This is a genomic window from Demequina sp., from assembly GCF_016278765.1.
Classification (GTDB): Bacteria; Actinomycetota; Actinomycetes; order Actinomycetales; family Demequinaceae; genus Demequina.
In genome coordinates, this window is record NZ_JADQBE010000010.1 from 30,690 (window position 1) to 56,350 (window position 25,661).

The 25,661-nt window shown below is 67.7% G+C and carries 23 protein-coding genes and 2 tRNA genes; 11 read left to right on the forward strand and 14 right to left on the reverse strand.

Going from position 1 to position 25,661, the window contains the following annotated elements:
- Positions 1-108 precede the first annotated feature (108 nt).
- From tig to QZZ29_RS01805, 4 genes are all read right to left on the reverse strand, one after another.
- Complete coding sequence (gene tig / locus QZZ29_RS01790) at positions 109-1,434, reverse strand: trigger factor (protein WP_291380943.1); 1,326 nt, start codon at positions 1,432-1,434, stop codon at positions 109-111.
- 130 nt (positions 1,435-1,564) lie between these two features.
- Positions 1,565-2,296, reverse strand: coding sequence for a GNAT family N-acetyltransferase (locus QZZ29_RS01795; protein ID WP_291380944.1), 732 nt, complete (start codon positions 2,294-2,296; stop codon positions 1,565-1,567).
- Between the two features lie 49 nt (positions 2,297-2,345).
- Positions 2,346-2,975, reverse strand: coding sequence for a cation transporter (locus tag QZZ29_RS01800; RefSeq protein ID WP_291380946.1), 630 nt, complete (start codon positions 2,973-2,975; stop codon positions 2,346-2,348).
- Positions 2,976-3,100: 125 nt separating this feature from the next.
- Positions 3,101-3,174: transfer RNA gene (locus QZZ29_RS01805), tRNA-Pro, on the reverse strand.
- 77 nt (positions 3,175-3,251) lie between these two features.
- Between QZZ29_RS01805 and QZZ29_RS01810 the strand changes: the two genes are divergently transcribed.
- Positions 3,252-3,325 (forward strand) — tRNA-Gly (locus tag QZZ29_RS01810).
- A 23-nt stretch (positions 3,326-3,348) separates the two neighbouring features.
- Here QZZ29_RS01810 and QZZ29_RS01815 read toward each other — a convergent pair.
- Both QZZ29_RS01815 and QZZ29_RS01820 read right to left on the reverse strand, forming a co-directional pair.
- Entirely contained in the window at positions 3,349-6,303 is a 2,955-nt protein-coding gene (locus QZZ29_RS01815; RefSeq protein ID WP_291380948.1) for an aminotransferase, read from the reverse strand.
- A 68-nt stretch (positions 6,304-6,371) separates the two neighbouring features.
- Positions 6,372-6,791 carry a DUF1761 domain-containing protein gene (locus QZZ29_RS01820; protein ID WP_291380949.1) on the reverse strand — a complete coding sequence of 140 codons (420 nt, stop codon included), beginning with the start codon at positions 6,789-6,791 and terminating at the stop codon, positions 6,372-6,374.
- 398 nt (positions 6,792-7,189) lie between these two features.
- Here QZZ29_RS01820 and cysK point away from each other — a divergent pair, with 398 nt between their 5' ends.
- The 4 genes from cysK (at position 7,190) to QZZ29_RS01840 (ending at position 10,735) form a co-directional block, all read left to right on the forward strand.
- Complete coding sequence (gene cysK, locus QZZ29_RS01825; protein ID WP_291380950.1) at positions 7,190-8,125, forward strand: cysteine synthase A; 936 nt, start codon at positions 7,190-7,192, stop codon at positions 8,123-8,125.
- A gap of 39 nt (positions 8,126-8,164) precedes the next feature.
- Complete coding sequence (cysE, locus tag QZZ29_RS01830; RefSeq protein WP_291380951.1) at positions 8,165-8,800, forward strand: serine O-acetyltransferase; 636 nt, start codon at positions 8,165-8,167, stop codon at positions 8,798-8,800.
- A gap of 102 nt (positions 8,801-8,902) precedes the next feature.
- Positions 8,903-9,403, forward strand: coding sequence for a CoA-binding protein (locus QZZ29_RS01835; RefSeq protein WP_291380952.1), 501 nt, complete (start codon positions 8,903-8,905; stop codon positions 9,401-9,403).
- Positions 9,404-9,472: 69 nt separating this feature from the next.
- On the forward strand, positions 9,473-10,735 hold the full coding sequence (locus QZZ29_RS01840; protein ID WP_291380953.1) for a GNAT family N-acetyltransferase: 1,263 nt from the start codon (positions 9,473-9,475) through the stop codon (positions 10,733-10,735).
- A gap of 19 nt (positions 10,736-10,754) precedes the next feature.
- Here the strand turns inward: QZZ29_RS01840 and QZZ29_RS01845 are convergent, their stop codons facing one another.
- Positions 10,755-11,207, reverse strand: a complete 453-nt coding sequence (locus QZZ29_RS01845; protein ID WP_291380977.1) for a ribose-5-phosphate isomerase — start codon at positions 11,205-11,207, stop codon at positions 10,755-10,757.
- A gap of 162 nt (positions 11,208-11,369) precedes the next feature.
- On the opposite strand from QZZ29_RS01845, the gene QZZ29_RS01850 reads away from it, so the two are divergent.
- Positions 11,370-13,304 carry a M13-type metalloendopeptidase gene (locus QZZ29_RS01850; RefSeq protein WP_291380954.1) on the forward strand — a complete coding sequence of 645 codons (1,935 nt, stop codon included), beginning with the start codon at positions 11,370-11,372 and terminating at the stop codon, positions 13,302-13,304.
- Between the two features lies 1 nt (position 13,305).
- Here QZZ29_RS01850 and QZZ29_RS01855 read toward each other — a convergent pair whose 3' ends face one another.
- Positions 13,306-15,414 carry a hypothetical protein gene (locus QZZ29_RS01855; protein WP_291380955.1) on the reverse strand — a complete coding sequence of 703 codons (2,109 nt, stop codon included), beginning with the start codon at positions 15,412-15,414 and terminating at the stop codon, positions 13,306-13,308.
- 453 nt (positions 15,415-15,867) lie between these two features.
- Between QZZ29_RS01855 and QZZ29_RS01860 the strand changes: the two genes are divergently transcribed.
- Complete coding sequence (locus QZZ29_RS01860; protein ID WP_291380978.1) at positions 15,868-16,332, forward strand: tRNA (cytidine(34)-2'-O)-methyltransferase; 465 nt, start codon at positions 15,868-15,870, stop codon at positions 16,330-16,332.
- A 6-nt stretch (positions 16,333-16,338) separates the two neighbouring features.
- Here the strand turns inward: QZZ29_RS01860 and QZZ29_RS01865 are convergent, their stop codons facing one another.
- On the reverse strand, positions 16,339-18,252 hold the full coding sequence (locus QZZ29_RS01865; RefSeq protein WP_291380956.1) for an ABC transporter ATP-binding protein: 1,914 nt from the start codon (positions 18,250-18,252) through the stop codon (positions 16,339-16,341).
- A 157-nt stretch (positions 18,253-18,409) separates the two neighbouring features.
- Positions 18,410-19,786, reverse strand: a complete 1,377-nt coding sequence (locus QZZ29_RS01870) for an MFS transporter (RefSeq protein ID WP_291380957.1) — start codon at positions 19,784-19,786, stop codon at positions 18,410-18,412.
- Positions 19,787-19,887: 101 nt separating this feature from the next.
- Between QZZ29_RS01870 and QZZ29_RS01875 the strand changes: the two genes are divergently transcribed.
- Positions 19,888-20,601 (forward strand): spermidine synthase, encoded by a 714-nt coding sequence (locus tag QZZ29_RS01875; RefSeq protein ID WP_291380958.1) that lies wholly within the window; start codon positions 19,888-19,890, stop codon positions 20,599-20,601.
- Here QZZ29_RS01875 and QZZ29_RS01880 read toward each other — a convergent pair.
- Together QZZ29_RS01880 and QZZ29_RS01885 are read right to left on the reverse strand one after the other, a co-directional pair.
- Positions 20,580-20,921 carry a ClbS/DfsB family four-helix bundle protein gene (locus tag QZZ29_RS01880; protein WP_291380959.1) on the reverse strand — a complete coding sequence of 114 codons (342 nt, stop codon included), beginning with the start codon at positions 20,919-20,921 and terminating at the stop codon, positions 20,580-20,582. The two genes, QZZ29_RS01875 and QZZ29_RS01880, sit on opposite strands and share 22 nt — an antisense overlap.
- A gap of 116 nt (positions 20,922-21,037) precedes the next feature.
- Complete coding sequence (locus QZZ29_RS01885) at positions 21,038-22,279, reverse strand: MFS transporter (protein WP_291380960.1); 1,242 nt, start codon at positions 22,277-22,279, stop codon at positions 21,038-21,040.
- A 277-nt stretch (positions 22,280-22,556) separates the two neighbouring features.
- Here QZZ29_RS01885 and QZZ29_RS01890 point away from each other — a divergent pair, with 277 nt between their 5' ends.
- On the forward strand, positions 22,557-23,021 hold the full coding sequence (locus tag QZZ29_RS01890; RefSeq protein WP_291380961.1) for a MarR family winged helix-turn-helix transcriptional regulator: 465 nt from the start codon (positions 22,557-22,559) through the stop codon (positions 23,019-23,021).
- Positions 23,022-23,059: 38 nt separating this feature from the next.
- Positions 23,060-23,632 (forward strand): dihydrofolate reductase family protein, encoded by a 573-nt coding sequence (locus QZZ29_RS01895; RefSeq protein WP_291380962.1) that lies wholly within the window; start codon positions 23,060-23,062, stop codon positions 23,630-23,632.
- Positions 23,633-23,657: 25 nt separating this feature from the next.
- Here QZZ29_RS01895 and QZZ29_RS01900 read toward each other — a convergent pair whose 3' ends face one another.
- Both QZZ29_RS01900 and QZZ29_RS01905 read right to left on the reverse strand, forming a co-directional pair.
- The gene (locus QZZ29_RS01900; RefSeq protein WP_291380963.1) at positions 23,658-24,182 is read right to left on the reverse strand and encodes a hypothetical protein; all 525 of its coding nucleotides are present in this window, start codon (positions 24,180-24,182) and stop codon (positions 23,658-23,660) included.
- Positions 24,183-24,253: 71 nt separating this feature from the next.
- Positions 24,254-24,967 (reverse strand): MBL fold metallo-hydrolase, encoded by a 714-nt coding sequence (locus QZZ29_RS01905; RefSeq protein WP_291380964.1) that lies wholly within the window; start codon positions 24,965-24,967, stop codon positions 24,254-24,256.
- Between the two features lie 101 nt (positions 24,968-25,068).
- Between QZZ29_RS01905 and QZZ29_RS01910 the strand changes: the two genes are divergently transcribed.
- Positions 25,069-25,593, forward strand: coding sequence for a TetR/AcrR family transcriptional regulator (locus tag QZZ29_RS01910; RefSeq protein ID WP_291380965.1), 525 nt, complete (start codon positions 25,069-25,071; stop codon positions 25,591-25,593).
- The last annotated feature ends 68 nt before the right edge of the window (positions 25,594-25,661 follow it).

The window sequence follows — 25,661 nt, forward strand, 5'->3', positions numbered from 1 at the left end:
CGTTTCGCCCCTCGTTTCGCTACGGGGTGAACACGCGAAGGAGCACGTTCGTCGAGAGCAAAAGTGCCGACGCTAGCGGCCCACGTCCGGGCCGATGTGAGTCGTGGACTACTCGGCGGCTTCGCCAGTCGCGGGAGTCGACTCCACCTCGTCCTCGAGGCCACCGACGATGGCCTTGAGGTCGACGGGGTTACCGACGGTGTCCCGGACGGTCGCGCGGCGTAGGGCATAGGCGGTCGCCTTGGAGCGGGCCACGTCGGCAACGATCGCAGGGATCTGACCGGACTGCTGCACCTGCTGGATGAACGTGCTCGGGTCCGTGCCGTACTGCCGCGAGGCGTTCACCAAGTAGTCGACCAGTTCGTTCTCCTGCACCTCGATCGCGAGATCCTCGGCGAGCTGGTCCAGCAGCATCTGCGTGCGCAGGGCCTGCTTGGCGCGCTCGGCCACCTCCACGCGGTGCTCCTCGTCCTCGAGGCGGTCTTCGTTCTCCAGGTGGCTGTGCACCTCGGCTTCGATGATCTTGCCGGGCAGGTCGAACTCGCCCACCTTCTCGGTGAGGACCTGGAGCAGCTGCTCGCGTGCTTCCATGGCCTGGTTGTTGGTCTTGATGCGCGCAGCCTGCTCGCTCAGGTCCGCCTTCAGCTCCTCGACCGTGTCGAACTCGGAGGCCAGCTGTGCAAAGTCGTCGTTCACTTCGGGAAGCTCGCGGCTCTTCACTGCAGTGACGGTCACCGCGATCGACGCGGGCTCGCCCGCGAAGTCACCTGCGGCCAACGGGCCGACAAACGTGGTCGACTCGCCAGCCGACAGGCCGGTGACGGCGTCGTCGAGACCCTCGATCATCGTGCCGGAGCCCACTTGGTAGGACGTGCCCTGAACGGCGTCCACGGAGTCGCCGCCAATCTCGGCGTTGAGGTCGAGCGTCACGAAGTCGCCGGATTCCGCCGGGCGGTCGACCGCGACGAGAGTGCCGAAGCGCTCCTGCAGCGCGGTCATGCGCTCCTGGATGTCCTCGTCGCTGACCTCGATGGGCGCGACCTCGATGACCAGGTCAGCCGGTGCGGGCAGCGTGATCTCGGGGCGCACCTCGACGGTCGCGACGAATTCGAGTCCCTCGTCGCCTTCGACGATGCCGGGAAGTTTGGTGACCTCGATCTCGGGCTGTCCGTAAGGGCGCACCGACTGCTCCTCGATGGCCGCGGCGTACCAGCCGGGCACGCCATCGTTCACCGCGTGCTCAATGACGGCACCCTTGCCGACGCGCTGCTCAAGGATCTTGGCGGGCACCTTGCCCTTGCGGAATCCGGGGATCGTCACCTCGCGACCGATGTGCTCATAGGCGTGCTTCATGGCCGGAGCGACATCCTCCTCCGTCAACGTGACCGTGATCTTCACGGTGGTGGAGTCGATCTTCTCGAGGGCGCTGGTCACTGACTTCTCCTGGGTGTCGATGGGGGCCCGGGTGTGTGCGGGTCATTCCTGCGTTCGGGCAACCCCACGATCGTACTCGTTGCGGCGCGTCGACCCCAATCGTGCGGTGGCTATGCCTGTCGGTTCGCCGTCAGTCTTCGTCGGGGATGCCGATCGGGACGTCACCCACACGGTCCGCACGCAGCAACGGAAGCGTGGGATTCTCGGCGGCCGCGGCGATCAGTTCCGTTCGCGCGTCGTCGTGGTCCTCGATGTCCCCTGCCTGGAGGTGAAGCACGGTGGCTATGGGTTCCGATGCGATCTCCTCATCGTTGTCGCCCAGCAGGTCTGGGTGCGCGTGCAACACCGCCAGAATCATGCCGCCCACACGCACCTTGTGCTCCCCCACGCCCGGCGTGAAGTAGGGAAGCGGCAGCAAGCGCGCACCCTCGCGGGCATAGAAGCGCAGTCGCGCCTCCGGGTCGCCGTGCTGAGGGTGGGCGTCGTGGTGATCCGGGTGCTCGACTTCAGCCAGAACGATGCAGGGGGCGTACTCCTGCGACCACGCGGCGACGCTCGAGTTCAGCAGCGCGCCGCCGAGCCCGCCGCCACGGGCGCCGGGCCGCAACGCAAGGTAGTCAAGCAAGAGAACCCGGGCCTCCTCGTACCAGGTGGCGATGGCGCACCCGGCCAAGTCACCGGCGTCATCCCTCACCACCCGCACTGAGGTGTTGCCGTGTTCGACCTCACCCTGGAGTCGCTCCAAAGTCATCAGTTCGTCGGCGGGAAAAGACGGTGTCAGGATCTGCGCGTGGACGGCGGCTATCTCATCGGTATGAGCTGGCTCGACCATGGGCAAGGACGCAGATATTGAGGAGGTCATGCCTCCAGGATACGTGGTCGCCCATCCGGCGCCCGGGGCAGGCGGTGGTCTACGGCCGCGCCATGCGTGCTTCGAGACGCTCTTTGGAGGCAGCGCGCCACACCTTGACGCCGGCGTCGGCGTTGACCGCGCCGATGCCAATCCCGACCACAATGTCGGGCCATCCGGACGCCCATAGGAGTGTCACCGCTGCGGTGATCAGGATCGCGACGTTCGCCAGCGCATCGTTCCTAGCCGACAGCCACGCCGCCTTGGCAAGAGACCCCCCGGCATGGCGGTGTCGTACCAAGATCGCGGCGCACGCAAGGTTCACGATGAGGGCGCCGAACGCAGTGACCGACAGGGGCACGACGCTGGGAGTCGACGGATTGACGACCTTGACGGTGGCAATCCAGATGGTGGCGACCGCCGGAACCAAGATGATGACCGCGAGTGCGTGCCCCACCCGTGCTCGCCGCTGCACCGACCACACCGCCGCGAAGAAGATCAGCAGATTGAGAGCACCGTCTTCGAAGAAGTCGACGCTATCCGCCACGAGCGACACCGAGCCGATGACGCGGGCCACCGCGAACTCGACCACAAAGTAGGCGAGGTTGAGTAGCGCGACCACCATGACTGCGCGGCGCCAGGGGGGTGAGACGGGGTTGGTGCTTCCCTCATTGAGATTCGACCCCGGCATGGCGCTCCACTGTTTGCATCGGGGTGATCGCTCGGGGCCGCGGTCGCGGCGCCTCGCTCAACCCCTCCTCGTTCGCTCGCGACCGAGGAGGGGCATCCGCCCGTCTTCGTCGCTCACTCTCTTCGTCGGGGTGACAGGATTTGAACCTGCGACCCTCTGCTCCCAAAGCAGATGCGCTACCAAGCTGCGCTACACCCCGTTTCGCCCCGCGGGCGCTACCTACATGCCCCGGGCTCGGCTACTCTAGTACGCGCCGAGCAGGTTCATGCCTCTCGTGCGGGCGTAGCTCAATGGTAGAGCCTCAGTCTTCCAAACTGATGGTGCGGGTTCGATTCCCGTCACCCGCTCCAGGCCGTTCCCTTCCCCCATCACGTCACATCGCGGCGCGAGACTGTCTGCGCTCCAGCACTCCGTCCAGCGCCGCCAGGAACCGCCGCACTGCCTCGACGTCAATCGTGAGCGGAGGCTTGATCTTCAGCACGTTCTTGTGATCTCCCGTGGGCTGCACAATGACGCCCTCCTCAAGAAGGTCCACGCAGATCGCGGCTGCCGCCTCGGGGTCCGGTTGATCCGGTCCCCCGTTGACCACCTCGACGCCCAGGTAGAGGCCCATCCCGTGCACCGCGCCCACCGCCGGGTATCGCGCCGCCAAGGCGCGAAGCCCGTGAGCAAGGACGGCGCCGACCACGCGGGCGTTCTCCTGCAGGTCGTCGTCGTCGAGCACCCGCAGCACGGTCGAGCCGACCACGCAGCTCACAGGGCTGCCACCTGCCGACGAGAAGAACGATCCCTCGGCCGCAAATGCCTCGGCGATCTGACGCGTCGTGATGACGGCCCCGAGCGGATACCCGTTGCCCATGGCCTTGGCCACCGCGATCACGTCCGGGACCACTCCCTGCTGCTCGAAACCCCAGAAGTGCTCCCCCAGCCTCCCGTAGCTCACCTGGACCTCATCGGAGACACACACGCCACCCCGCTCGCGCACCGCCGTCCACAGCCCGCGCAGGTAGCCGTCGGGAAGCAAAATTCCGCCGCCGTTGCCGAAGATCGGCTCGCTCACCATCGCCGCAAGAGAAACACCGTCCGCATCCAGGGCGTCCAGCCGGGCAAGAGCGTCGGTCAGGTACAGGTGGGCGTCGGCGCCACGATGCCGGCCTCGATACGTATTCGGGGCGTCGAGAAGGTGGACCCATTCGGGCCTGGTCGCCAGCGCGCCGGGGTTGTCGCCGATCGACGTGGAGATCGCATCGGCGCCCACGGTCCAGCCGTGATACGCCTCGGTGAGCGCGAGGATGTCGCTTCTGCCAGTGGCCGCGCGCGCAATTCTGATTGCCAAGTCCACCGCCTCGCTGCCGCTGTTGACCAGCAGGACCGCGTCGAGGCCGTCCGGCGCGCGGGCCGCGAGCGCCTCCGAAAACTCGACGACCGCCTCATAGTGAAAGCGCGAGTTCGTGTTGAGAAGCCCCATCTGCTGGGCGACGGCGTGGGTGAGGCGTGGCTCCGCGTGACCCAGAATCGCGACGTTGTTGATCATGTCGAGGTACGCGCGCCCCGCGGTGTCGACGAGGTGGTGACGCCACCCGCGCTCGATCTGCGGTGGTGCGTCGTAATAGCGCTCCTGAACCGCCGCGAAGACCGCAGCACGGCGAGCGATCAGATCCCCCGGGGCTTGTTCGGGGTCGTGGCGGGCCTCCCGTCCCACGAGTGCCGACGGGTCCGGGCAGGCGGCTCGCCACAGCGACTCCGCGCGCGGTGCGACAAGCCCAGGCGGCTCGAGTTCCGCGGCGAGACACCAGCCGATGCCTACAACGGCTTGGGGCGCGGCGGCGGCGTGCCCGTCTGAATCCGACGGACGCCCTGCGGTGACACGCGCGATCACGTCTCGGGCTCGCACCCGCTCCCCTGCCGCACGAAGCGGTTCGATTCCGCGAGCCCACGCGGTCGCCCCGCCGTCGAGCACGACGCCGATGCTCGCCCTGACGTCCCCGCTCGCTGACCGGGCCCCGCCGCCGGAGACGACGATCCCGTCGGCGGGCGCGCGGACAAGGGCGCCCTCGCGCACCACCGCATCGATGCCGATGGCGAACGATCGCGGCAGAGTCTCGACGATGGCACGCGACGTGAGCCGATGCTCCGCGTAGCGGGTCACGGTCGTGCCCGCGGAGTTCCCCCACCGCAGAAGGGTGACCTCGAGGTGGCCCTCCTGCATCCAGCCGTCCGCTTGGTGCTGCACCGAGGTCACCGAGAAGTCAGCTTCGTCGGCGCCGTCGAGCCCCGCGACCATGGGGCTCACCGCCACGGGAGGTGTGGCGAGGCGTCCGAGCGCCGCGCGCGCCAGAATCTCCGCCTCGTCGAAACTCAGCGACAGCGCCCGGGCGAGCATGCGGCGTTCCAGGGGTGCGCGAGCCACGGCGTACTCGTTCGTGGGGTCCTCTGCGAGCATCCGCGCCGCGCTCGCCACCAGCACGACAGCTCGCGACACGACCAGGGGCCACAGCGCGACGATGTCGGCGTCGTCAAGCCTGCATTCCTGATCGAAGGCGGCCGCCGCGTGGAGGGCCTCCGCTATGGGGTCTCCGTCATGCTGGAGCAGCGAACATGCGAGCACGGCGATCTCGGCGGCGAGCCACCCTCGCCCTACGTCGCCAAAGTCGATGACGCCGCGCGCGTCACCCGCCGGGTCGAACACCACGTTGTCTGCGGTGAGGTCACCGTGGATCGGCTGCACCCTCAACTCGCCGACCACCGGACCCATGCGCGCCTCGGCCGCGGCGAGCGTCGCCGCGAGAGCGTCGGCGGTGGTGTCACCGTCCTCCCCGACACACTGCGCGGCGTCGTCCAGGACGCGCCTGGCACTGCGAAGGTCCCACGGGCCACCTTCGGGCAGGCCCTCATGCTCAAAGGCTCGCAGCGCCAACGCGACCCGGCCTGCGGCGCTCCCGAGGCGCCGCGAGTGGCCCGCGGGGGACCGCACGGCCGGGGAGGGCATCTCACCCTCGACAAACGTCAGCACGCGCGCAAGTCGCGCCGCATCAGTCCAGGGTTCCACATCGTGCCCCGCGGTCGACTCACACGGAAGCGGCACCTCAAGACGAACGTCTGGGCTCGCGGCGAGCCACCGCAAGGCCGCGTTCTGGGCCTCGAGAGACCCGCGCGAAACCCCGGGGTGGGACACCTTCAGCAGAACACGACGACCATCCGCGAGCGCCGCCAGCACGTTGATGTCCTCGTTGCTTCCGATCACCGACGCCTCGACAACACCCAGCCCATACCGGTCACGCAGATACGACGCCGCTTCGGCGACGGAGATGGACAGTTCAGATGTCATCGTGCGCGAATCGTCCCACGCCACGCGCGCACCCGCCAGGTGCCGATGCCCGTCATCGGCGTGTCGTCCTAGCCGAGCGCGCCCAGAACGGCGCCGGCCAGGGCCAGACCGATGGTGTCGTGGGCCGTGTCGATCAGCGTCACGCCAGGGTGTCGTCCCGCGAAGCCATTGTGAATCGCGTGTGCTCCTCCACGCAGTACCAGGCCCAGGAGCGCGCCACACGCGAGGCCCCCAAGCCATCCCTCGATGCCGAGAGCGGGAATGAGGACTGCGACAAGGACCACTCCCAGCAGGTTGCCGGCCGCCGTTCCGCCGAACGCGATGCCCATGTTCGCGTCTTGCATGTCCTGTTCTGAGATCTTGTCGAGGCGCCTCCACAGCGGAAAGAAGCCGCGCGGCGAGTACCAGAACCATCCGAAGATGAAGGTGACGACAAATGCGACGGCCACGGCCCACCAGGTGACCGCTCCAAAGTCGATCCAGTCCACACGAACCTCCTGCTGCGGTGCGCGATGCGCACGCCGGGAACAAGGCGACCGATACCTCGGACGCGTGTTCAGTGTGACAGCAGCGTGTTCGGGCACCAGACCCACCGCGTATCAACTCACGTCGGCTGCTGCTTGCCCGATGCCCCAGACGGCGCTAGCCTGTCACCGACCCTTGGAGGACCTGATGCGCAGTGAGAGCACCGTCGCCGTTGCGACCGCTCCCGCCGTCATGCCCATGGGCGTCATGCGCTGCTGTGCATGCTGCTGTCTCTAGAGCGCTGACATGGCCCCACGCCCGCGCGGGGGCACCGGACAGCGCTCGCCCCGGTATCGAATCTTGTTTCGCGCGTGTTTGCACGCATAGACCCCTCCCACCACCCCACGTAAAGGAACTACTCATGGCCCGCATTTACGATGACGTGACCAAGCTCATCGGCAATACCCCCCTCGTCCGCATTAACGCCCTCAACGAGGGTTCGAGCGCCACCGTGCTCGCCAAGCTCGAGTTCTACAACCCCGCCAACTCGGTCAAGGACCGCCTGGGTGTCGCGATCGTCGACGCCGCCGAGGCGTCCGGCGAATTGAAGCCGGGCGGCACCATCGTCGAGGCCACGTCTGGCAACACCGGCATCGCGCTCGCCATGGTGGGCGCTGCCCGCGGCTACAACGTGGTGCTGGCGATGCCAGAGACGATGTCGAAGGAGCGTCGGGCCTTGCTGCGTGCCTTTGGCGCCGAACTGATCCTGACGCCCGGCCCCGGAGGCATGCAGGGTGCCGTTGACGCCGCCACCGAGATTGCGGCTCAGCGCCCCGGATCGGTCCTGGCTCGCCAGTTCGCGAACGCGGCCAACCCCGAGATCCACCGCAAGACCACGGCCGTAGAGATCTGGGACGACACCGACGGCGAGGTCGACATTGTGGTCGCGGGCATCGGTACCGGCGGCACCATTACCGGCGTGGGCGAGGTCCTCAAGGCCAAGAAACCCGGCGTGCAGATCATCGGCGTCGAGCCAGCCGAGAGCCCCATCCTCAACGGCGGCAAGCCCGGACCCCACAAGATCCAAGGCATCGGCGCCAACTTTGTGCCCGAGGTGCTCAACACAGAGATCTACGACGAGATCATCGACGTCGACTCGGAGACCTCCGTCGCCACGGCTCGCGCGACCGCCCGCCAGGAGGGGCTGCTCGTCGGCATTTCGTCCGGAGCGGCGATCCACGCTGCCCTCGAGGTGGCGAAGCGGCCCGAGAATGCGGGCAAGACCATCGTGGTGATCGTCCCGTCATTCGGCGAGCGATACCTCAGCACGATTCTCTATGCCGACTTGATGGACTAAAGTTCGCCCCCGCCGCGTTACGCCACTCGGAGGAACCGCATGACTGATCGCATGACCGCTTGGGCCCTGGCCCGCGAAGACATCACGACGGCTAACCGTCGCGACCCCGCGTGCCCCGGACCCCTGGTTGTTGCGCTCAGTTACCAGGGAGTTCACGCCCTGTGGTACCACCGGCTGGCGAACCGCTGGTGGCGCAAGGGACACCAATCCTGGGCTCGCCTGCTCTCCCAATTCGCGCGCCGTCGCACGGGAATCGAGATTCACCCTGGCGCGCAGATCGGGCGTCGGGTGTTCATCGACCACGGCATGGGACTCGTGATCGGTGAGACCGCTGTCGTGGGAAATGACGTGTTGCTGTTCCACGGCGTGACGCTCGGCGGAACCACCATGAGCCACGGCAAGCGTCACCCCACCGTGGGCGACCGCGTGGTCCTGGGTGCCGGCGCGAAGATCCTCGGACCCGTCTACATCGGGTGCGACGCGAGGATTGGCTCAAACGCCGTGGTGGTCAAGGACGTTCCGAATGGCGCGACCGCAGTGGGCATCCCCGCGGTGATTCGCGAGCACCCCAACTACGTGGAGGCTCACACGGCGGCATCGAGCGTCGACGGCGGCGACGCCCATGTCCGCATCGAGGAGAATGAACAGCGCGAGCCTGCCATGTACTACATCTGACGGGCTCCCGTACTGTGGGATGGGGGTTCCCGTCCTCGCAGACCGTGCGCCGCCACCTCGCCCCGTGGAATGGCGGGGCATTGAACGGAGTTGACCGACTGTATGAGCACTGACGAGCAGATGCGCGGCCCAGGCGACGCCTGCCCCCTGCCGAGCGCAGAACAGGCGCCTGACGACGCGGTCCTGGCCAAGATTTTGGCCCAATCGCGTTCCGTGGCGGTGGTCGGGGCGTCCCCCAACCCGCTTCGCACCTCTCACGCCATTGCCACGTGGCTGATGAACAACACGAGCTACCAGCTGTACCTGGTGAACCCGAACGGCGGCGACGCCGACATCGAGGGACACGGCTTCTACCCGACACTGTCAGACCTGCCCGTCGCCCCGGACATCGTGGTGGTGTTCCGTCGCAGCGAAGACGTCCCGCCCCTGGCCGATGCCGCGATCGAGGCCGACGCCAGCGTGCTGTGGTTGCAGCTGGGCATTGTCAACGACACGGCAGCCGCCAGTGCCCGAGCTGCGGGCCTTGGGGTGGTGCAGAACCGCTGCATCAAGGTCGAGTACGCCCGACTCGCCAACCGCATCGAGGCACTGCAGGCGTCCTAGGCGCACCAGGTCAACCGAATGCGGTCACTCAGCATGGCGTCGGCACGCGACCGGTGGCAGGATCAAGCCATGACAATCCCCGCTGGCTATCGCCGCGTAGACCTGCCTTTCGAGCGGCGCGCCGAGATGTTGTCCGTCGACCAGTGGGCATTCGCCATGACGCATCCGGGTGACGTAGCGCGGGAGATCGAACCCACCCTGGACTGGGACCGATGTCGAGGGCTTGAGGTCGGTGACGGTCTGGGGGGCGAGGCGGGCGACGTGGCCGCCGTTCACTCCTCGTTCCCCTATACGCTTCGGACTCCCGGCGGTACGATCGCGGCTTCTGGCCTGACCTGGGTAGCCGTGCACCCCGCACATCGACGGCGCGGCCTGCTGCGGTCGATGATCGACGACCACTTCGCGCGCTCTCGGGCCCGAGGCGAAATCGTCAGCACGCTCGTGGCCGCCGAGACCACGATCTACCAGCGCTTCGGCTACGGACTCGCGTGCCCCGCGTACAAGATCACGATGTCCCGAGACCTGACCTTCCGTGAGGTTGCCGGGTCCGAGGACCTGATCGTCCGGTTCGAGGACGCCGACCTCACGCGACACGCCTCGGTGGTGCGGGCCGTCGCGGCTCGGGATCAGCGCCCCGGCGCCATGGTCGTGATGAGCGACGCCCTCCTGGCAGCTCAGTTCACGGACCCCGAGGCCTTGAGGGACGGCCGGGAGCGCAAACGGATCGCCATCGTCGAAGACGAACACGGCCCCGCCGCATTCGCACTCTTCCAGCGCAGGCTCGCCTGGGACGACACGGGCCCCGCCGGCACCGGGGTGACCGAAGCCTGGGCGGCCGCCACGCCCGCGTCGTCGCGGCGCCTGTGGTCGGTTCTTGCTGACCTCGATCTGATGCGGTCGTTCACCGCGACGGGCCTCCCGCTCGACGATCCCGCGATCTTGTTGGCTCGCGACCTGCGTGGACTGGACGTCAGGCTCAAGGACCACGTGTGGGTGCGGATTCTTGATGTTCCTGCGGCGCTCACGGCACGGACCTACGCGGCCGACCTTGACCTGACGGTCGACGTCGCGGACGCGACGATTGCTGAGAACTCACACCCGTGGCGCATCGAAACGCGCGACGGTCGGGCGACCGTCACTCACGCGGAGCCCGGCTCCGCCGTCGACCTCCGGATGTCAATCCAGGATCTCTCCGCCGCGTACTTGGGCGGCACCACGATCGCCGCCCTTGCGGGAGCCGGACTGGTCGACGAGGTTCGCCAGGGAGCGACTTCGCTTCTCAGCGAAGCGCTCCGCTCCCCCGTGGCGCCTCGGAGCACATTCTCCTTCTAGGCGAGCACGGGTCGGTCGGCTAGGAGCGATCCGCCTCGTAGGCCGCAAGCTGGTCGATGCGTCGTTGGTGTCGCTCATCGCCGCTAAACGGCTCGGCGAGAAACGCCTCCACCAACTGCACCGATTCCTCGAGCGTGTGCTGACGCCAGCCAATCGCGACCACGTTGGCGTTGTTGTGGGCCCGGCCCAGCTTTGCTGTGTCGATGCTCCACGCGAGCGCGGCGCGTACACCCGTCACCTTGTTGGCGGCGATCTGCTCGCCGTTACCGGATCCGCCGATCACGATGCCCAAAGAGCCCGGCTCTGCCACGACGGCCTCCCCGGCGGAGATACAGAACGACGGATAGTCGTCGAGGGGGTCATAGGAAAACGCGCCGTGGTCGACAACCTCGTGCCCCTCTGCCTTGAGGTGCGTCAGCAGATGCTCCTTGAACTCAAAACCTGCGTGGTCCGCCGCAATGTGAATCCGCATCATCTCATCATGCCAGGCTTGCGTGGCGGATGCGCGTCGCACCGCGAAACGCGGCCACCGACTCGCCGACCGGCGCCATGGACCTCATGAGACGCGACAGCGAGTCCTCGCCATGAGCGAAACCTTCGCACCACGCGTAGCGCCGCCGCCTAGGGTGGGCACATGACTCAGCGCGGCATCGACCCCTCGACCCTGTCCGACACGATCCGACCACAGGACGACTTCTTCCGTTACGTCAACGGATCGTGGCTGAAGACCCACAAGATTCCCGACGACCGGGCGGCCGACGGCGCCTTCCATGCTCTTCACGACCAGGCAGAGAAGCACGTGCGCGCCATCATCGAGAAGTCCCCGCGTGAGAAACTCACCGGCGCCCTCTATGCGAGTTTCATGGACACGGACACGGTCGACGCCCTGGGCTCTCAGCCGATCGACGAAGACCTCGCCGCCGTGGACGCCGCGAGCACCTACGACGAACTCGCCAGCACGATCGGCGCCCTGCAGATGTCGGGAGTCGGCGGCGTCATCGGCTACGAAGTCTTCGCGGACAAGTCGGAGCCCGACCGCAACGTCGTGTACCTCTTCCAGTCCGGCATCGGGCTTCCCGACGAGGCGTTCTACCGCGAAGAGGCGCACGCCACCGTACGGGAGAAGTATCTCGCGCACCTGAGGCGCATGTCGGAACTGACGGGAGTCGACTTCGACGCCAAGACGGTGCTCGCGGTGGAGACGCAGATCGCCTCCCACCATTGGGATGTGGTGACGTCGCGTGAGGCGGACCTGACCCACAACCCCACCACCCTGGCCACTCTCGAAGAGACGGCGAGTGGCTTCCCGTGGCGCCGATGGGCCGATTCAATCGGGATGCCGCAGGCCGCTCACGACCTCCTGATCGCCTACGAGCCCAGCTTCTTTGAGGGACTGAGCGTCGCGTTCCCGGCCATCAGCCTGGACCACTGGAAGCAGTGGCTGCGGTGGCGCGTCGTCGCGTCCCGATCCGCCTACCTGAGCCAAGAGATCTCGCGTGCGAACTTCGAGTTCTACGGCACTGTGCTGTCCGGAGCGCCGCAGCAGCGCAAACGCTGGAAGCGCGCCGTTCAGTTTGTCGAGGGCTGCGTCGGCGAGCTTGTGGGCCAGTTGTACGTCGCTCGCCACTTCCCGCCCGAGTACAAGCAGGAGATGGACCAGTTGGTGGCCCATCTGATCGCCGCCTATCGCGAGTCGATCACCTCCCTCGAGTGGATGACACCCGAGACGCGTCAGCGGGCCTTGACCAAACTCGACCAATTCACCCCCAAGATCGGCTACCCGGAGAAGTGGCGCGACTATTCGGCGTTGGTAGCCACCGCCGACGACCTCGTGGGCAATGTGCGGGCGTCGTCGCGATTCGATCACGAGTGGGAATGGTCCAAGGTGGGCCAGCCGGTAGACCGCACCGAGTGGCTCATGACTCCCCAGACCGTCAACGCCTACTACCTGCAGACGGCCAACGAGATCGTCTTCCCCGCGGCTATCCTGCAGCCGCCGTTCTTCAACCCGGACGCCGATGCAGCCGTCAACTTCGGGGGCATCGGCGCCGTCATCGGCCACGAGATCGGCCACGGCTTCGACGATCAAGGTTCCAAGTACGACGGCACCGGCCGGCTCGACAATTGGTGGACGGAGGCGGACCGCGAGGCGTTCACCGAACGCGCCAAGGTGCTGATCGACCAGTACGACGGCTACTCCCCCGCCCAATTGGGTGACGAGCACACCGTCAATGGCGCGCTGACCGTGGGCGAAAACATCGGCGACCTGGCGGGCGTCGAAATCGGGCTGAAGGCCCTCAAGATCGCGGCAGGTCAACCCCTTGAGGAGCTCCCCCTCATCGATGGCCTCACCGCGGTGCAGCGCTATTTCATCGCGTATGCCCTCACGGAGCGCACCAAGCGCCGAGACGAGGCACTCATCACCCAGATCAACACCGACCCGCACTCGCCGGAAGAGTTTCGGATCAACGGCGTGGTGCGCAACATGGACGCCTGGTACACCGCATTTGGCGTGGGAGAGGACGACGCTCTGTGGCTTGAGCCCGAACGCCGGGTTCGCATCTGGTAATTCAACCTGCCGCGTAAGGTAGCGCCCCGAAGTCCGTGGACAGTTTGCGCAGGGCGTGCTCGCGACGCACCAGTTCACGGGGTCGGCCGCGACCCTCGTCGCCTTGCCGGGTGACCCGCCGCACTCGGCCGCCCGATGAGGTGACGACGCGCTCGTCCGCGTACAGCGGCACCATCGTCAGCGCCGCGAGCAGGCGACCCTTGTCGCTTGGGGCACCCCCCGCGTCGGGCGCATCCGTGCTGGCGCTGTCCGCAAGGCGCACGGCGGGCACGGCGGGCACGGGAGTTCCTTGAGCGTCGGGACCTGCCAGCGCGGCGAGATCCGGACGGCACCCGCGGCGGCCCGACTGACTGTGCGCCGCACCGCCAGCGTCGGACGTGATGCACGGCGTGGGGGAATCCACCACCCGCGGCGTGGCGACCACCCACGCTGATGCCACCGAGGCCGAGCCTCCCGGCACCGCCACGCGCACGCTCACCCACCCCTGCACCACCTGGCCTGAATCGACTCGCACGTGGGGACCGTCCGCTTCGGTTTCGAAGACGCCATCCCCGTTGAGGTCCCATGCGTAGGTGAGGTCCCCGGGTCCGTACGAACCCTGAGCGTTGAGCAGGAGTCGCGTCCCCTCCGTCACGTAAGGACCACCCGCCCATGCGTGCGGCGCCGTTCCCACGTCTTTCAGCGCCTCAGTCAGTTGCGCCTGCGTCGCGTCTACCGCTCGAGCGTCCACCGAGACGGCATGCCCCTGTTGACTGCCGCTCCACACCGGCGCCCGGTCGGCCATGCTCAGCGCCGTGTCGCCAACAAAGACCGACTGAGCGGTCGCGTTCCACCTGGCTTGGAGGTGAACTGAGTTCGCCGGAACCCACGGCGATTCCGCTGTGGCGCTGAGGGCAGTGAGCGCGTCGGCAGGATCGGCGGCCCGAACGATCACGCGCCGTTCGAAGTGAATGCCGTCGCCCGCAACACGTTGCTCCACCACCGCCACCTGAGCGCCTGCCCACAGGCCGGGTTCCGCGAGCGCAGATCGCACCGCGGACCTGGACTGGGGGTCCGCGTCGATCACGAGTGCAAGATCGCGCGCAACCCCGTTGTTGTCGTTCGCCCCGAAGTCTCCAAAGCTCGCGGCGTAGGTGGCGATCCGCTGTTGACCCTCCGGCTTGAGGTGATACCACTCGTCGCGGACCGTGGTCTCCAGGAACTCGTACATCCACCGATCCGGGTTTGCCACCCCGGGGCGAGCATCCGGTTCGTGTCCGCGGAACAGCTGCGGCACGTCATCCATCAGCGTCACAAAGCCTTCACCAAAGCGGGCGTTGGCCCGATCCACCGCCTCGCGCTGCGCCTCAAGCCCCTCGTGGTTCAACGCGGCCAGCTCTTCCGCGACCGGGTAGATGCTGACGCCGGACGCCCCCACTGATGTCATGCGGAGATCGTTGCTCACTTCGAGTCCGGGGTACGCCGCGTAGCCCACCTTGGCATGCCCCTGCGTGGTGCGGTTGATGTCCCCGAACACCGTGAGCAGGTCACCTGCGAACTCGTCCTTCACGTAGGCACGGGCCGCGGCAATCGTCTGTTCGCACCCGCTGGCACTTGCCATGATGAGGCACTCGCGGGCGATGTCGGGAAAGTGCACATCGTTGCCGCCCACCGTCATCAGCACCAGGTCAACGTCGCGGTTAAGCGAGGCCAATTGCGCTGGCAGCCACCGGTCGCACGCCACCGACACGTGTGCCACACCATCCGCCTGCGCGACCCGCTGCACCGATGACACGAAGTACTCCTCGCTCGCCGGCGCAGAGGTGCAACGCGGGTTCGTGGCTGCCCAGTCGACATAGAACTGGTCGTCTCGCGGCGCATCGGCCGGTTCGGGTTCGGGGTATGCGATCACCCGGGTGTCATTCATGCGGCGGTCGTTCACGATCGCGTCCGTGGTGGCCGCCGAGCAGGCACGGTTCAGCAGGGTGATCGCATAGCCGTTGCTTTCCATGATGCGGGCGTACTGCTCGCCCCAAGTGTTGGTGCTTCGCATGCACCGTTCCGGCCCGTAGTAGGCGGGCTCACCGGCGTCGTCACGCGCGCCATTTCCCGCAGTGTAGGAGTCTCCCATGAGGAGCACGGTCAGGGGCTTTACGTCGCCAGGAGCCGTCGCAACGCTCACCGCGCGGGCCGCTTCGGCATGTTCGGGGGCACCAAAAGTCGCGGCGGATGAACCGCCCAAAATGCCGAACACCGCCACTACCGCAGCGCCGCCGACAGCATATGTAGCCCGCAACGCTTTCTACCCCCGACTCGGTGACCCCAAGGGGGTCACTTCGACGGTAAGAACATGCCCCCCAAACCGGTAGCCCCACTTGTGGGGTATTTCTCCTACGTGTGGCACATGTCACACGTCGGCGTGTCGACCCGTGTCTTGCCTGATACCGGTCACACAGGTTGCCCATACTCGGCGGGTCTTCGATCGTGATCTCTTGCGGTGCACCGCCACGGCGGGTATCGCGCGCATGCAAGGCATCGGCGCCGCGCCCGTGACACACTGTGGGCCGTGAAGCCTGTCGTCTCCATGCCATCGATTGCGTTCTTCGAGCCACGCATCCCCGAGAACACCGGCGCGGCCATCCGGCTGTCCGCGTGCACGGGTGCTCCGCTGCGGCTCATCGAACCCCTCGGGTTCTCGCTCGAAGAGTCCCGGCTCCGGCGCGCGGGCCTGGACTACCACGACCTCGCGACCGTGACCGTTCACGCCTCGTTCGACGCCCTCTGCGACGCGCTTCCCGACGCCAGGATCTTCGCCTTCACCGGACAGGCGCACGTGCGTTTCACGGATGTCGAGTACGCGCCGGAAGACGTGCTGCTGTTCGGCCCCGAACCCACCGGCTTGCCTGACGACGTCCTTGCCCATGCACGCATCACCAAGTCCGTCCGCATCCCGATGCTGCCGCAACGGCGCTCGCTCAACCTGTCGAACTCGGCGGCCATCGCCATCTACGAGGCCGCGCGGCAGCTGGGCTTCACGGGGCAGGTCTAGCGCGCGTCAATCGAGTTGTTGTGCGGCCAACCTGGCATAGAGGCCCCCCGCCGCAATCAGTGCCCCATGCGTGCCCGATTCGACAATGCGTCCGCCGTCAACCACGTGGATCACGTCGGCGTCGGCCACGGTCGACAGCCGATGCGCGACCACCAGCGTGGTGCGGCCCTTCGCGGCCCGATCGAGCGCCACCTGCACCACCCGCTCGCTCACGGTGTCGAGCGCGCTCGTCGCCTCGTCGAGCAGCAGCACCGGAGGGTCCTTGAGCAGCACCCGCGCGATCGCGATACGCTGCTTCTCACCGCCGGACAGACGATACCCTCGCTCCCCCACCACCGTGTCATAGCCATCCTCGAACTCTTGGATCGCATCGTGAATGTTTGCGGCCCGGCACGCCCACTGCAACTCTTCGTCGGTCGCATCGGGCCTGGCATAGCGTAGATTTTCGGCGATCGTCGCATGGAAGAGATACGTCTCTTGGGTGACCACGCCCACATGCTCGACCACCGATTCGGAGGCGAGTTCGCGGACATCCGCGCCCGCGAAGAACACCGCACCGGACGATGCCTCGTGCAACCTCGCCGCGAGGTACACGATCGTGGTCTTGCCCGCGCCCGACGGCCCGACGAAGGCGTGACTTTCGCCCGGCCGCGCCGAGAACGAGACCCCGTCGAGCGTCGGCCGGGAGTCGTCCTTCGCGTCGGGATAGCGGAAGCTCACCTCGCGAAACTCGATGGCACCGAGCGGGCCGGGCGCGTCGGCGACGGGGTGCGCATCGGGCCGATCCGCGATGGCCGGGGCGAGGTCCAGATACTCGAAGATGCGGGCGAACAGGGCGCGCGAGGTCTGCACCTCGAGCGCGACGCGCATGAGCGCCATGAGCGGGAACAGCAACCGGGCCTGGATGGTCGTGAAAGCCACAATGGTACCCGCGGTGATCGCCCCGCCCCCCGCCTGGCCGTTGCGTGCCAGCAGCCATCCGGACGCCAGGTAGATGACGGCCGGCACCGACGACATGATGACCGTCACGAGCCCAAAGAACCACTGACCGCTCATGGCCTGCTGGACCTGCAGGCGGATGAGCGTGCGATTCTCGGCGGCGTAGCGCTCGGACTCGAATGCGCGCCTGTTGTAGACCTTGCTCAGCAGGATTCCGCTGACCGACAGCGTCTCTTGCGTGATGGCCGTCATCTCCGACAGGGACTCTTGAGTCTTGGCGGCGATGCGCTGACGCACCAGCCCCACGCGCCGTTGCGCCACGACCAGCGCCGGCATCAGCATGACCGCCAGCAGCGTGAGTCTCCAGTCGAGCACAATCATCGCGACGAGCGACGCGATGACGGTGGCGGTGTTGCCCACGATGCTCGACACGAAGGTGGTCAGCACCCCCGCGACGCCGCCCACGTCGTTCTGCAGGCGGGACTGGATGACGCCCGTCTTGGTGCGTGTGAAGAATGCGAGCTCCATGCGTTGCAGACGGTCGAACAGGGTGACCCGCAAGTCCCCCGTCACGCGGTTGCCCACGGTGGACGTCACCCAGGTTTGCCACACGCTCAGCCCGGCCGATGCGATGAAGATCGCCACCATCACCGCGACCAATTCGGTCAGCAGTCCGAGCTGGGGGGGCGCGACGCCGCCCTGTCCGTCGGAGGGGAAAAGCCCGTGGTCGAAGATCCGCTGCACGATGAGCGGCGGGATCACCGTGGCCGCCGACGTGGCGAGCACGAGGACGGCGGTGAGGACCAGTTGCGACCGGTACGGAACGAACAGGGCGCCGACGCGTCGCCACAGGTGCTCAACGGCGGGGGCCGCTGCGTTCTCCGCGCGGAGGTCCTCCGGGTCACGACTGCCGGTGAGGCCGCGGCCGCGCACGGGGCCGCCAAGGGCGGCGCGGCGAGAGCCCGTGGGCGGGTGGGACATGGGCAACAGCCTAGGTGCGAGCTTTCCCGCTCACGAGCTCGATTCGCCGCGGGCGTAGCGCGAGGGTGCGGCCATCCGCGCCGCGACGCGGTGTTGCGGCGAGTCGCCCTGCCCCTCACCTAGCATCCAAGCCAGGCGCGCGGTCTTGGTGGCGTAGCTACGGCGTCGGCTGACGCGCGTCGTATTGCCTGAAGGACCGCTGCGCGCGGGTGATGACGGCAATCAGCGCCATAATCGCGAAGCCGCCAAACAGCGGTGGGCTCCACAGCGCCAGCGCGGTCGCGAGCAACCCGACATACATGTCGCCGATGCGCGGACCGCCCGTCACGACCACGATGAACACGCCCTGCAGCCGTCCACGCATCTCGTCGGGAGCGGCCTGAATGATCATCGACTGGCGGAAGATCGCGCTGGCCTCGTCCGAGGCGCCCATGCCCGCGAGCGCCAATCCCAAGAGGATCAGCGCCGCCCAGTGGATGCCGTCCCACCCGGGTGCCGCCACGTGATCGCTCGCGCTCATGACGAGCGTCACCACGCCGAAGAAGGCCACGAAGCCGCCAAACACCGTGATCGCCCTCGCGATCGCAATGCCGTGCCGGTGCACGCGCGCCACCGGCCCCGAGAACAGGCTGGTGAGAATCGTGCCGGCCGCGCCGGCCGCGGTCAGCGCGCCCACCGTGAGCGAGCCGCCTCCCACCACCGTCGCGCCCAGCGCGGGAAACAGCACGTAGGGCCGCCCAAACGTCATCGCGACGATGTCCACGATGAAGCTCATGCGGATGTTCGGCGCGCGCGTGAGGAACTGGAGCCCCTCGCGCAACACGCTCCACCCTGCCTGGATGCGCTCCCCCGCCCGCGGCAACGACGGGAGCATCCAGATGCCCAGGAACCCCGCCGTGAACAGCACCGCATCGGCCGCGAAGGTCCACGGCAGGCCCACCGTCGCGGCCAGCACCCCCGCAAACGCGGGCCCGATGGTGAGCATCGCCCCAAACGAGATGCCATTGAGGGCGGTCGCACGGGAGATCATGTCCGCCGGAACGATGCGCCCCACGACGGCGCCATTGGTGGCGGAGCGAATCGTGGCGGCGACTGCAGTGACCGTGGTCGCGAGGTAGAACGGCCACAGCGGCGCGTGACTCCCGTCGCGGCCGAGGATCGCCTCCCAGGTGGACAGCGCCAGCAACGAAAGGGTGCTCGCCCACCCGGTGAGGGAACTGACTATCAACACGCGCCTGCGATCGAAGACGTCCGCGATCATGCCTCCCCACAGGCCAGCCACGATCATCGGCACTAGCGCGATCCCGCCCACCAGCCCCACGGCGAAGGTGGACCGCGTCATGGCATAGATCTGCAGGCCCACGGCCACGATCGACATCTGTGCGCCGATGCCCGAGATCAGGCTGCCGATCCACAGGCGCGCAAAGACGCGGTTGGTGCGTAGCGGCGCGAGGTCGACGAGGCGGCGATGCTTGACGGGCGTGGGCGCCGCCAGGGGGTCCGACTCCGGGTGAGTCGGGTCGGGGATGGTCACGGGGAGAGGATACGGCCAGTGGGCCCCGATCCTGGTGCCAACGGCCCTGCCGCTAAGGTTGGGTCCGGCGAGCAGACCCGTTCGCCCCGTCGGAGGTTGTCATGAGCGCCACGTTCGAGGAGCTCGACTGGAGCCCCACACCCATCGGCGAGGTCAGTCTGCGCCGCAGGCTCGACCCGGTGACCCGCCAGGACGTGTTCGAGGTCAAACTCAACGACGAATGGCTCATGTCGAGCCAGTTCACGGCCGCTGAGATCGCGCTGGCGCGGTTGGGGCTGGCCCGGTTGGGGCCGACGCGGCTCGACGTCACGGTGGGCGGCCTTGGCCTTGGCTACACGGCGGCACGGGCGCTGGAGGACGAGCGAGTGTCGGAGCTCCTGGTCGTCGAACTGCTTCAGCCCGTCATCGACTGGCACGAGCGCGGCCTAGTCCCCGAGGGGCCAGCCCTCACGGCTGACCCGCGCTGCCGGTTCGTCCAGGGCGACTTCTTCGCGATGTCTTATGGCGACGGCTACGATCCCTCGTTTCCTGGGCGACTCTTCGACGCGGTCTTGCTGGACATCGATCACTCCCCCACGCACGTTCTCGACGACGGCAGCGCGGGCTTCTATGGCGTCGACGGCATGACGGCCGTCGCCTCGCACCTGCGCCCCGGTGGCGTGTACGCCATGTGGTCCAACGACCCGCCCGATGCGGACTACATGCGCATTCTCGAGGAGGTCTTTGCCTGCGTCGAGGCCGAGGTGATCACGTTCCCCAATCCGCTCCAGGGGCGCGACGCGACCGCCACCGTCTACGTGGCGACCAAGGCGTAGCACCCACCGCGTACTCGGGCGCGCGAAGTTTGCACTGTTTCCAGGGCGTGCTCGACTGACGTTTCGGCGTGCCGGTCGCGGATGTCGACGTTCAAGGGCGCGTAGTCCTTCCACGTATACCCGTCCGGCAAGAACGGCCGTTCGTCTCCCGCGAGATTCGCCCCCACCCACTCGGCCAACAGCCGATGCCAGTCATGCAGGTGGATCAGCACGTCGCGCACCTTGCGGTCGCGGTCCTCACATGCGAACTCGGCCTCGATCTGCTCTGGGGACAGCGGCCCCACCAGCGCCATCAACTTGTCGAAACTGGCGGCGCTCACTCCAACAACTCCGGCTTGGAGGTCGGCTCGGTCATTGCCACGTCCCTCCTCGCGCACCCCACATGGCTCCGCCGCGGGAGTCGATCCCCGGCTAGCGTGAGGCGCTGCTCGGGCGGTTACCGCAGGGCCGGCTCCTGCTGCCGCGTCTGCTCCCTCTGCCGCGAACTAGCCCGCGTCACCGTCCACCCCGCGAACGCGAACGCCGCACCGGGCACACAAAGCGCGAGCCCCACCCAGGTGGGCGCCACGTAGCCCCAGCCGGCCGCGATCACGACGCCTCCGAGGAACGCTCCCAGCGAGTTGCCCATGTTGAGCGCCGCGTGATTGACGGCTGCGGCCATGGTCTGGGCGTCGCCCGCAACATCCATGAGCCGGGTTTGAATCGCCGGGGAGATGGCCGATGCGGCCAAGCCGACGAGGAATAGGCCCACGAGCAGCCCTGGGATGGTGCGCGCCAACAGCGCAAGCGTGAGCAACGCGAACGCGAGCGCGCCAAACAGCCAGAACACGGCGGTCATGGCATCACGGTCCGCCATGCGGCCTCCCACGATGTTGCCGATGGTGGTGCCAATGCCGAGCACGATCAGCGCGATGGGCACGAACCTCTCCGGCGTTCCGGCCACCTCAGTCGCCAGCGGCGACACATAGGTGTAGACGGCAAAGAGTCCCCCAAATCCGAGGGCGCCCGTCAGCAGCGCCAACCACACGGCTGGTCGCGCGAAGGCCCCGAGTTCGCGGCGGATTGTCGCGTGGGGGTCGCCGTCGTGTTCCGGCACAAAGGTGAGAATCGCGGCAGTGCACAGGAAGAAGATCGCGGCGACTGCCAGGTAGCCCACGCGCCACGAGGTGTGCTGCCCCAAGAGGGTGATCGCGGGAACGCCGACCACGTTGGCGACGGTGAGTCCCGTCAGGACGTACGCGACCGCCCGGCCCCGCTGGCCCTTCCCCATCAGGTCGGCGGCCACCAACGCGGCCACGCCAAAGTACGCGCCGTGCGGCAGGCCCGCGAGGAAGCGGAACGCCACCACCGTCTCGAACGTCGGTGCCAAAGCCGACGCGATCGTGCCCACCGTAAACGCGACGGTCAGCCACGCGAGCAGTTTCTTGCGCGGGAAGCGCGCGGCGATGGCCGCGATGGTGGGGGCGCCCGCCACAACTCCGGCCGCGTACGCGGAGATCATGAGGCCCGCTTTGGCAAGCGCCTCCTCGTGGCTGGACGCATACAGTCCCGGAAGCAGGTCGCGCGCGATGTCGGGGAGCAGCCCCATGGCCACGAACTCGGTGGTGCCGATGCCGAAGCCCCCGAGCGCAAGCGAGAGCAACGCGAGGCGGGTGCGTGCGGGAGTGAGGTGCGTCATGGTGTGGGGGTGCCATTCGTCGAGGCGAGCGGGTGCGCGCTCATCATCGAGCAGGGACAGTTCCCCACCATCGTACGGCGGCGCCCTCCCCACTCCCGGGCTGGCCGTGTCATGCCCGTGCCGGCCGTGTCATGCCCGTGCCGGCCGTGTCATGCCCAGGCCGCACCGTGTCGTGCCCGTGCCGGCCGCGTCGTACCCAGCCCGGGCGCCGGGTCCCCTTCCCGCATCGGCGACTGCAAACGCCGACAACCCCCTCCAATTGCTCAACATATTGACTATGGACGAACAGAAGCTTCCTGACCCGCTCGACGCCCTGCTCCGCGAGACTGCCCCGTTGAGCTTGGCGCTGATCGATGGCGCCCGCATGGTGGCCGCGCGACTCGACGCGCTGACCAGCGGACCGCACATGACCGCCGCCCAGGCACGGGTATTGAGACACATCGAGCACAAGACCGTCGGGATGTCTCTAGGCGAACTCGCCTCACTGGCGGGCATCAGCACCACAGCGACGTCGACCATGATGCAACGCGTCGGCCGCTACGGGCACGTGACACTGAGCGAGGGGCCGTGGGATACCAGAGCGCATTTGGTGGCGCTTCGGCCGCGGGGACGACGCGAATACCAACGCATCATGCGCGGTCATGCCCGCTTTGACCGCCTGCTAGGCGTGTGGATCGGCACTGAACGCGTCCCCGACGTGCTCGCCGGCTTGCAGGCCATCCGCGCGCATACGGGCACCTAGCTGCTCCTCCGGGCCCAGGGTCGACGTACCGTGGAGACATGTCCACCGCTAGCACCATTGCGTACCTCGCCACGTCGGTCGACAGCCTCATCGCCGGCCCGGACGACGACCTCGCGTGGCTGGCCGAGGAACGCTCCTCCGGCCGCCCGATCGCGGCCGCCGCATGGGCTCGGCGAGCGGACGGCGGCCTGGGTTCCGACGAGTTGCTCGGGCGCCTGGGCTGCATGCTCATGGGCCGGTGCACGTACGACGCCGTGATCGCCATGGGCGCGCCGTGGCCCTATCGCGACCTCCCGGTCAGGGTCGCGACCACCCAACCGTTGAGCGTCGAGAACCCCGCCATCACCCCGGTGGAGGGCCGCATCGACAGCCTCGTCGAAGACGCGCTTGCCGCAGTGGCAGGCAAGGAGGTCTATGTCGATGGCGGCAGGATGGTGCGCACCACGCTCGCCGCGGGCCTGCTCGACGTGCTCGTGGTGACGATGCTGCCGGTCGTGCTCGGCGAGGGCACCCCTCTCTTCGACGCGACCGTGCCGCGCACCGACCTCACGGTGGTGGACGTCGCGAAGTACGGCGACGGCTTAGTGCAGATTCACTACCGGTGCCGCTGAGCGCACTCCCCCGCGCGCGGTTCGGTCAGCCCCGGATACCCCTGCGGCCGCCCGCCAACGCCCGAAATGCCGGCGAAACCCCGGACAGGCCGCGCCGTGGGTGGCGCGGGAACGAACCAGGCACGAGCATCGCGAGCACATAGCCGATCACCAGCGTGGGTGGCAGAAAGAACATCGCAAGTAACGCGAAAGTTTCGAGAATGTCCCTGTTGAACACGGTGGAGACCAGGGTCATCACGGTCATCGTCACCACGAAGGCCGCGATGCAGCCGATGGCGTGAACGAGGGCCAAGGCGAGCGCGCCGTATCGGCTGAGGTGGTGGTCGAGCACCGCGCCCACCGGGATGCACCACACTGCGGGCACGATCAGGAGCGCGGCAAGGGTCGTGGCGAGGGCCGCACCGAACGAGGGCACAGTTGCGGACTCAGATGAACTCCCCGACCAGGCCCACGCCAAGAGCGTCGCGGCGAGAGCGAGCCACCCCACCACGACCGCGCCTCTCACGATCGAGGCGCCTCGTCGGCGTCGCCAGACTTCAGCATCGGCCATACCTTTCAACGTACGCACGCCGGAGGCTCCGTAATGGGGGTCCTAAGTCCCGCATCGGGAGCGCGCGTCCGCTACTGGACCCCTGAGCGCACGTGCTCCTCGACCTCTCCTGGCGCCACCCGCCATGGGGTGCCGTGACCGGGCAACACCCAACTCGCCTCGATCCCGGCAAGCCGTGCGAGGGAGTCGAGCGCCTCGTCGGGAGCGTCGGTGAAGGGCGCCGGCTGGGGGCCCTCACGGCCGGTGAGGACGTGGCGGGTGGTGAGGGCATCGCCCACACACACGGCATCGGCGACGGGAACGTGCACGGCGATGCTGCCCGGCGAATGGCCGGGCATCGAAATCACCGCGGGAGAGCCCGGCAACGGCAGCACGTCGCCGTCCTGGACCTCGCGGACCTCCGTCAGGTAGTGCGTGCGCAGGCCGCCCTTGCGGAGCGCGTAGCCGAAGAACCCGAGCGCGGCGCCCAGTTTCATCGACCCGCCGGAAGCCTTCGGCTTGTCGCCGCCCTTGGCGCGATCCGCGTCGGCGGCGTGGACGTAGACCGGGACTCCGGCCTCCTTGCGTAGCCGTTCGGCGAACCCCACGTGGTCGCTGTCGCCATGGGTGAGGACGATGCCGCGCACGTCCGCCGTGGTGCGACCCATCGCGGCGAGTTCACGCTGCAGGTCGCGCCAGTGGCCGGGCATGCCGGCGTCGATGACGGTGACGCCCTCCTCGGTGTCAATGAGGTACGCGGCGACGATGTCGTTGCCGATGCGGTGAAGGTGGGGACCAATCTTCATGGGAGTTCCTAGGATTCGTATCCGGTGGTGTACATGGCTACGCTACATAGGTATCATGGCTACCGTCAATAGTTTTCAGTAGCCACGCTGAGGAGCAAGCCATGCCGACGCCGTCCCGGACCTCGCTCGACGCCATCACGACGGCCGGCGTCGAGATTCTCGAGACACGTGGTCTACCAGGGCTCACGATGCAGGCGGTCGCGCGGGCGGTCGGAGTCAAGGCCCCTTCGCTCTACAAGCACGTCAGGGACCGCGAAACCCTCGTGGGCCTGGTGGCCGACGCCGCCGCGACCGATCTCGCCGCTGACCTTGAGGAACACGAGGGGCTGGCAGGCCTCGCTCACGCGTTGCGCTTCTGGGCCGCCGCACACCCAGAGATGTTCCGCCTCGTGTTCTCGGGTCGGGGCTCGCCCGAGGTGGCAGTCGCCGCGGGCGCGCCCGTGGTGACGGCGGCGCGCGACCTGGTGGGGCCCGCAGACAAGCTGTCGGCTGCACGCCTCGTCACCGCGTGGGCCACGGGCTTCATCTCGATGGAACTCGCAGGCGCGTTCCAACTGGGCGGGGACGTGGACGAGGCGTTCGAGTACGGAATCGAGCGGTTGTCGGTGGCGCTCTCAGGTCGCTAGGTGCGTCATCCACAGCGGCGACCAGAGCCAGGCACGTGCGGGTGGGCTCAGACCACCGTAGAACGGCA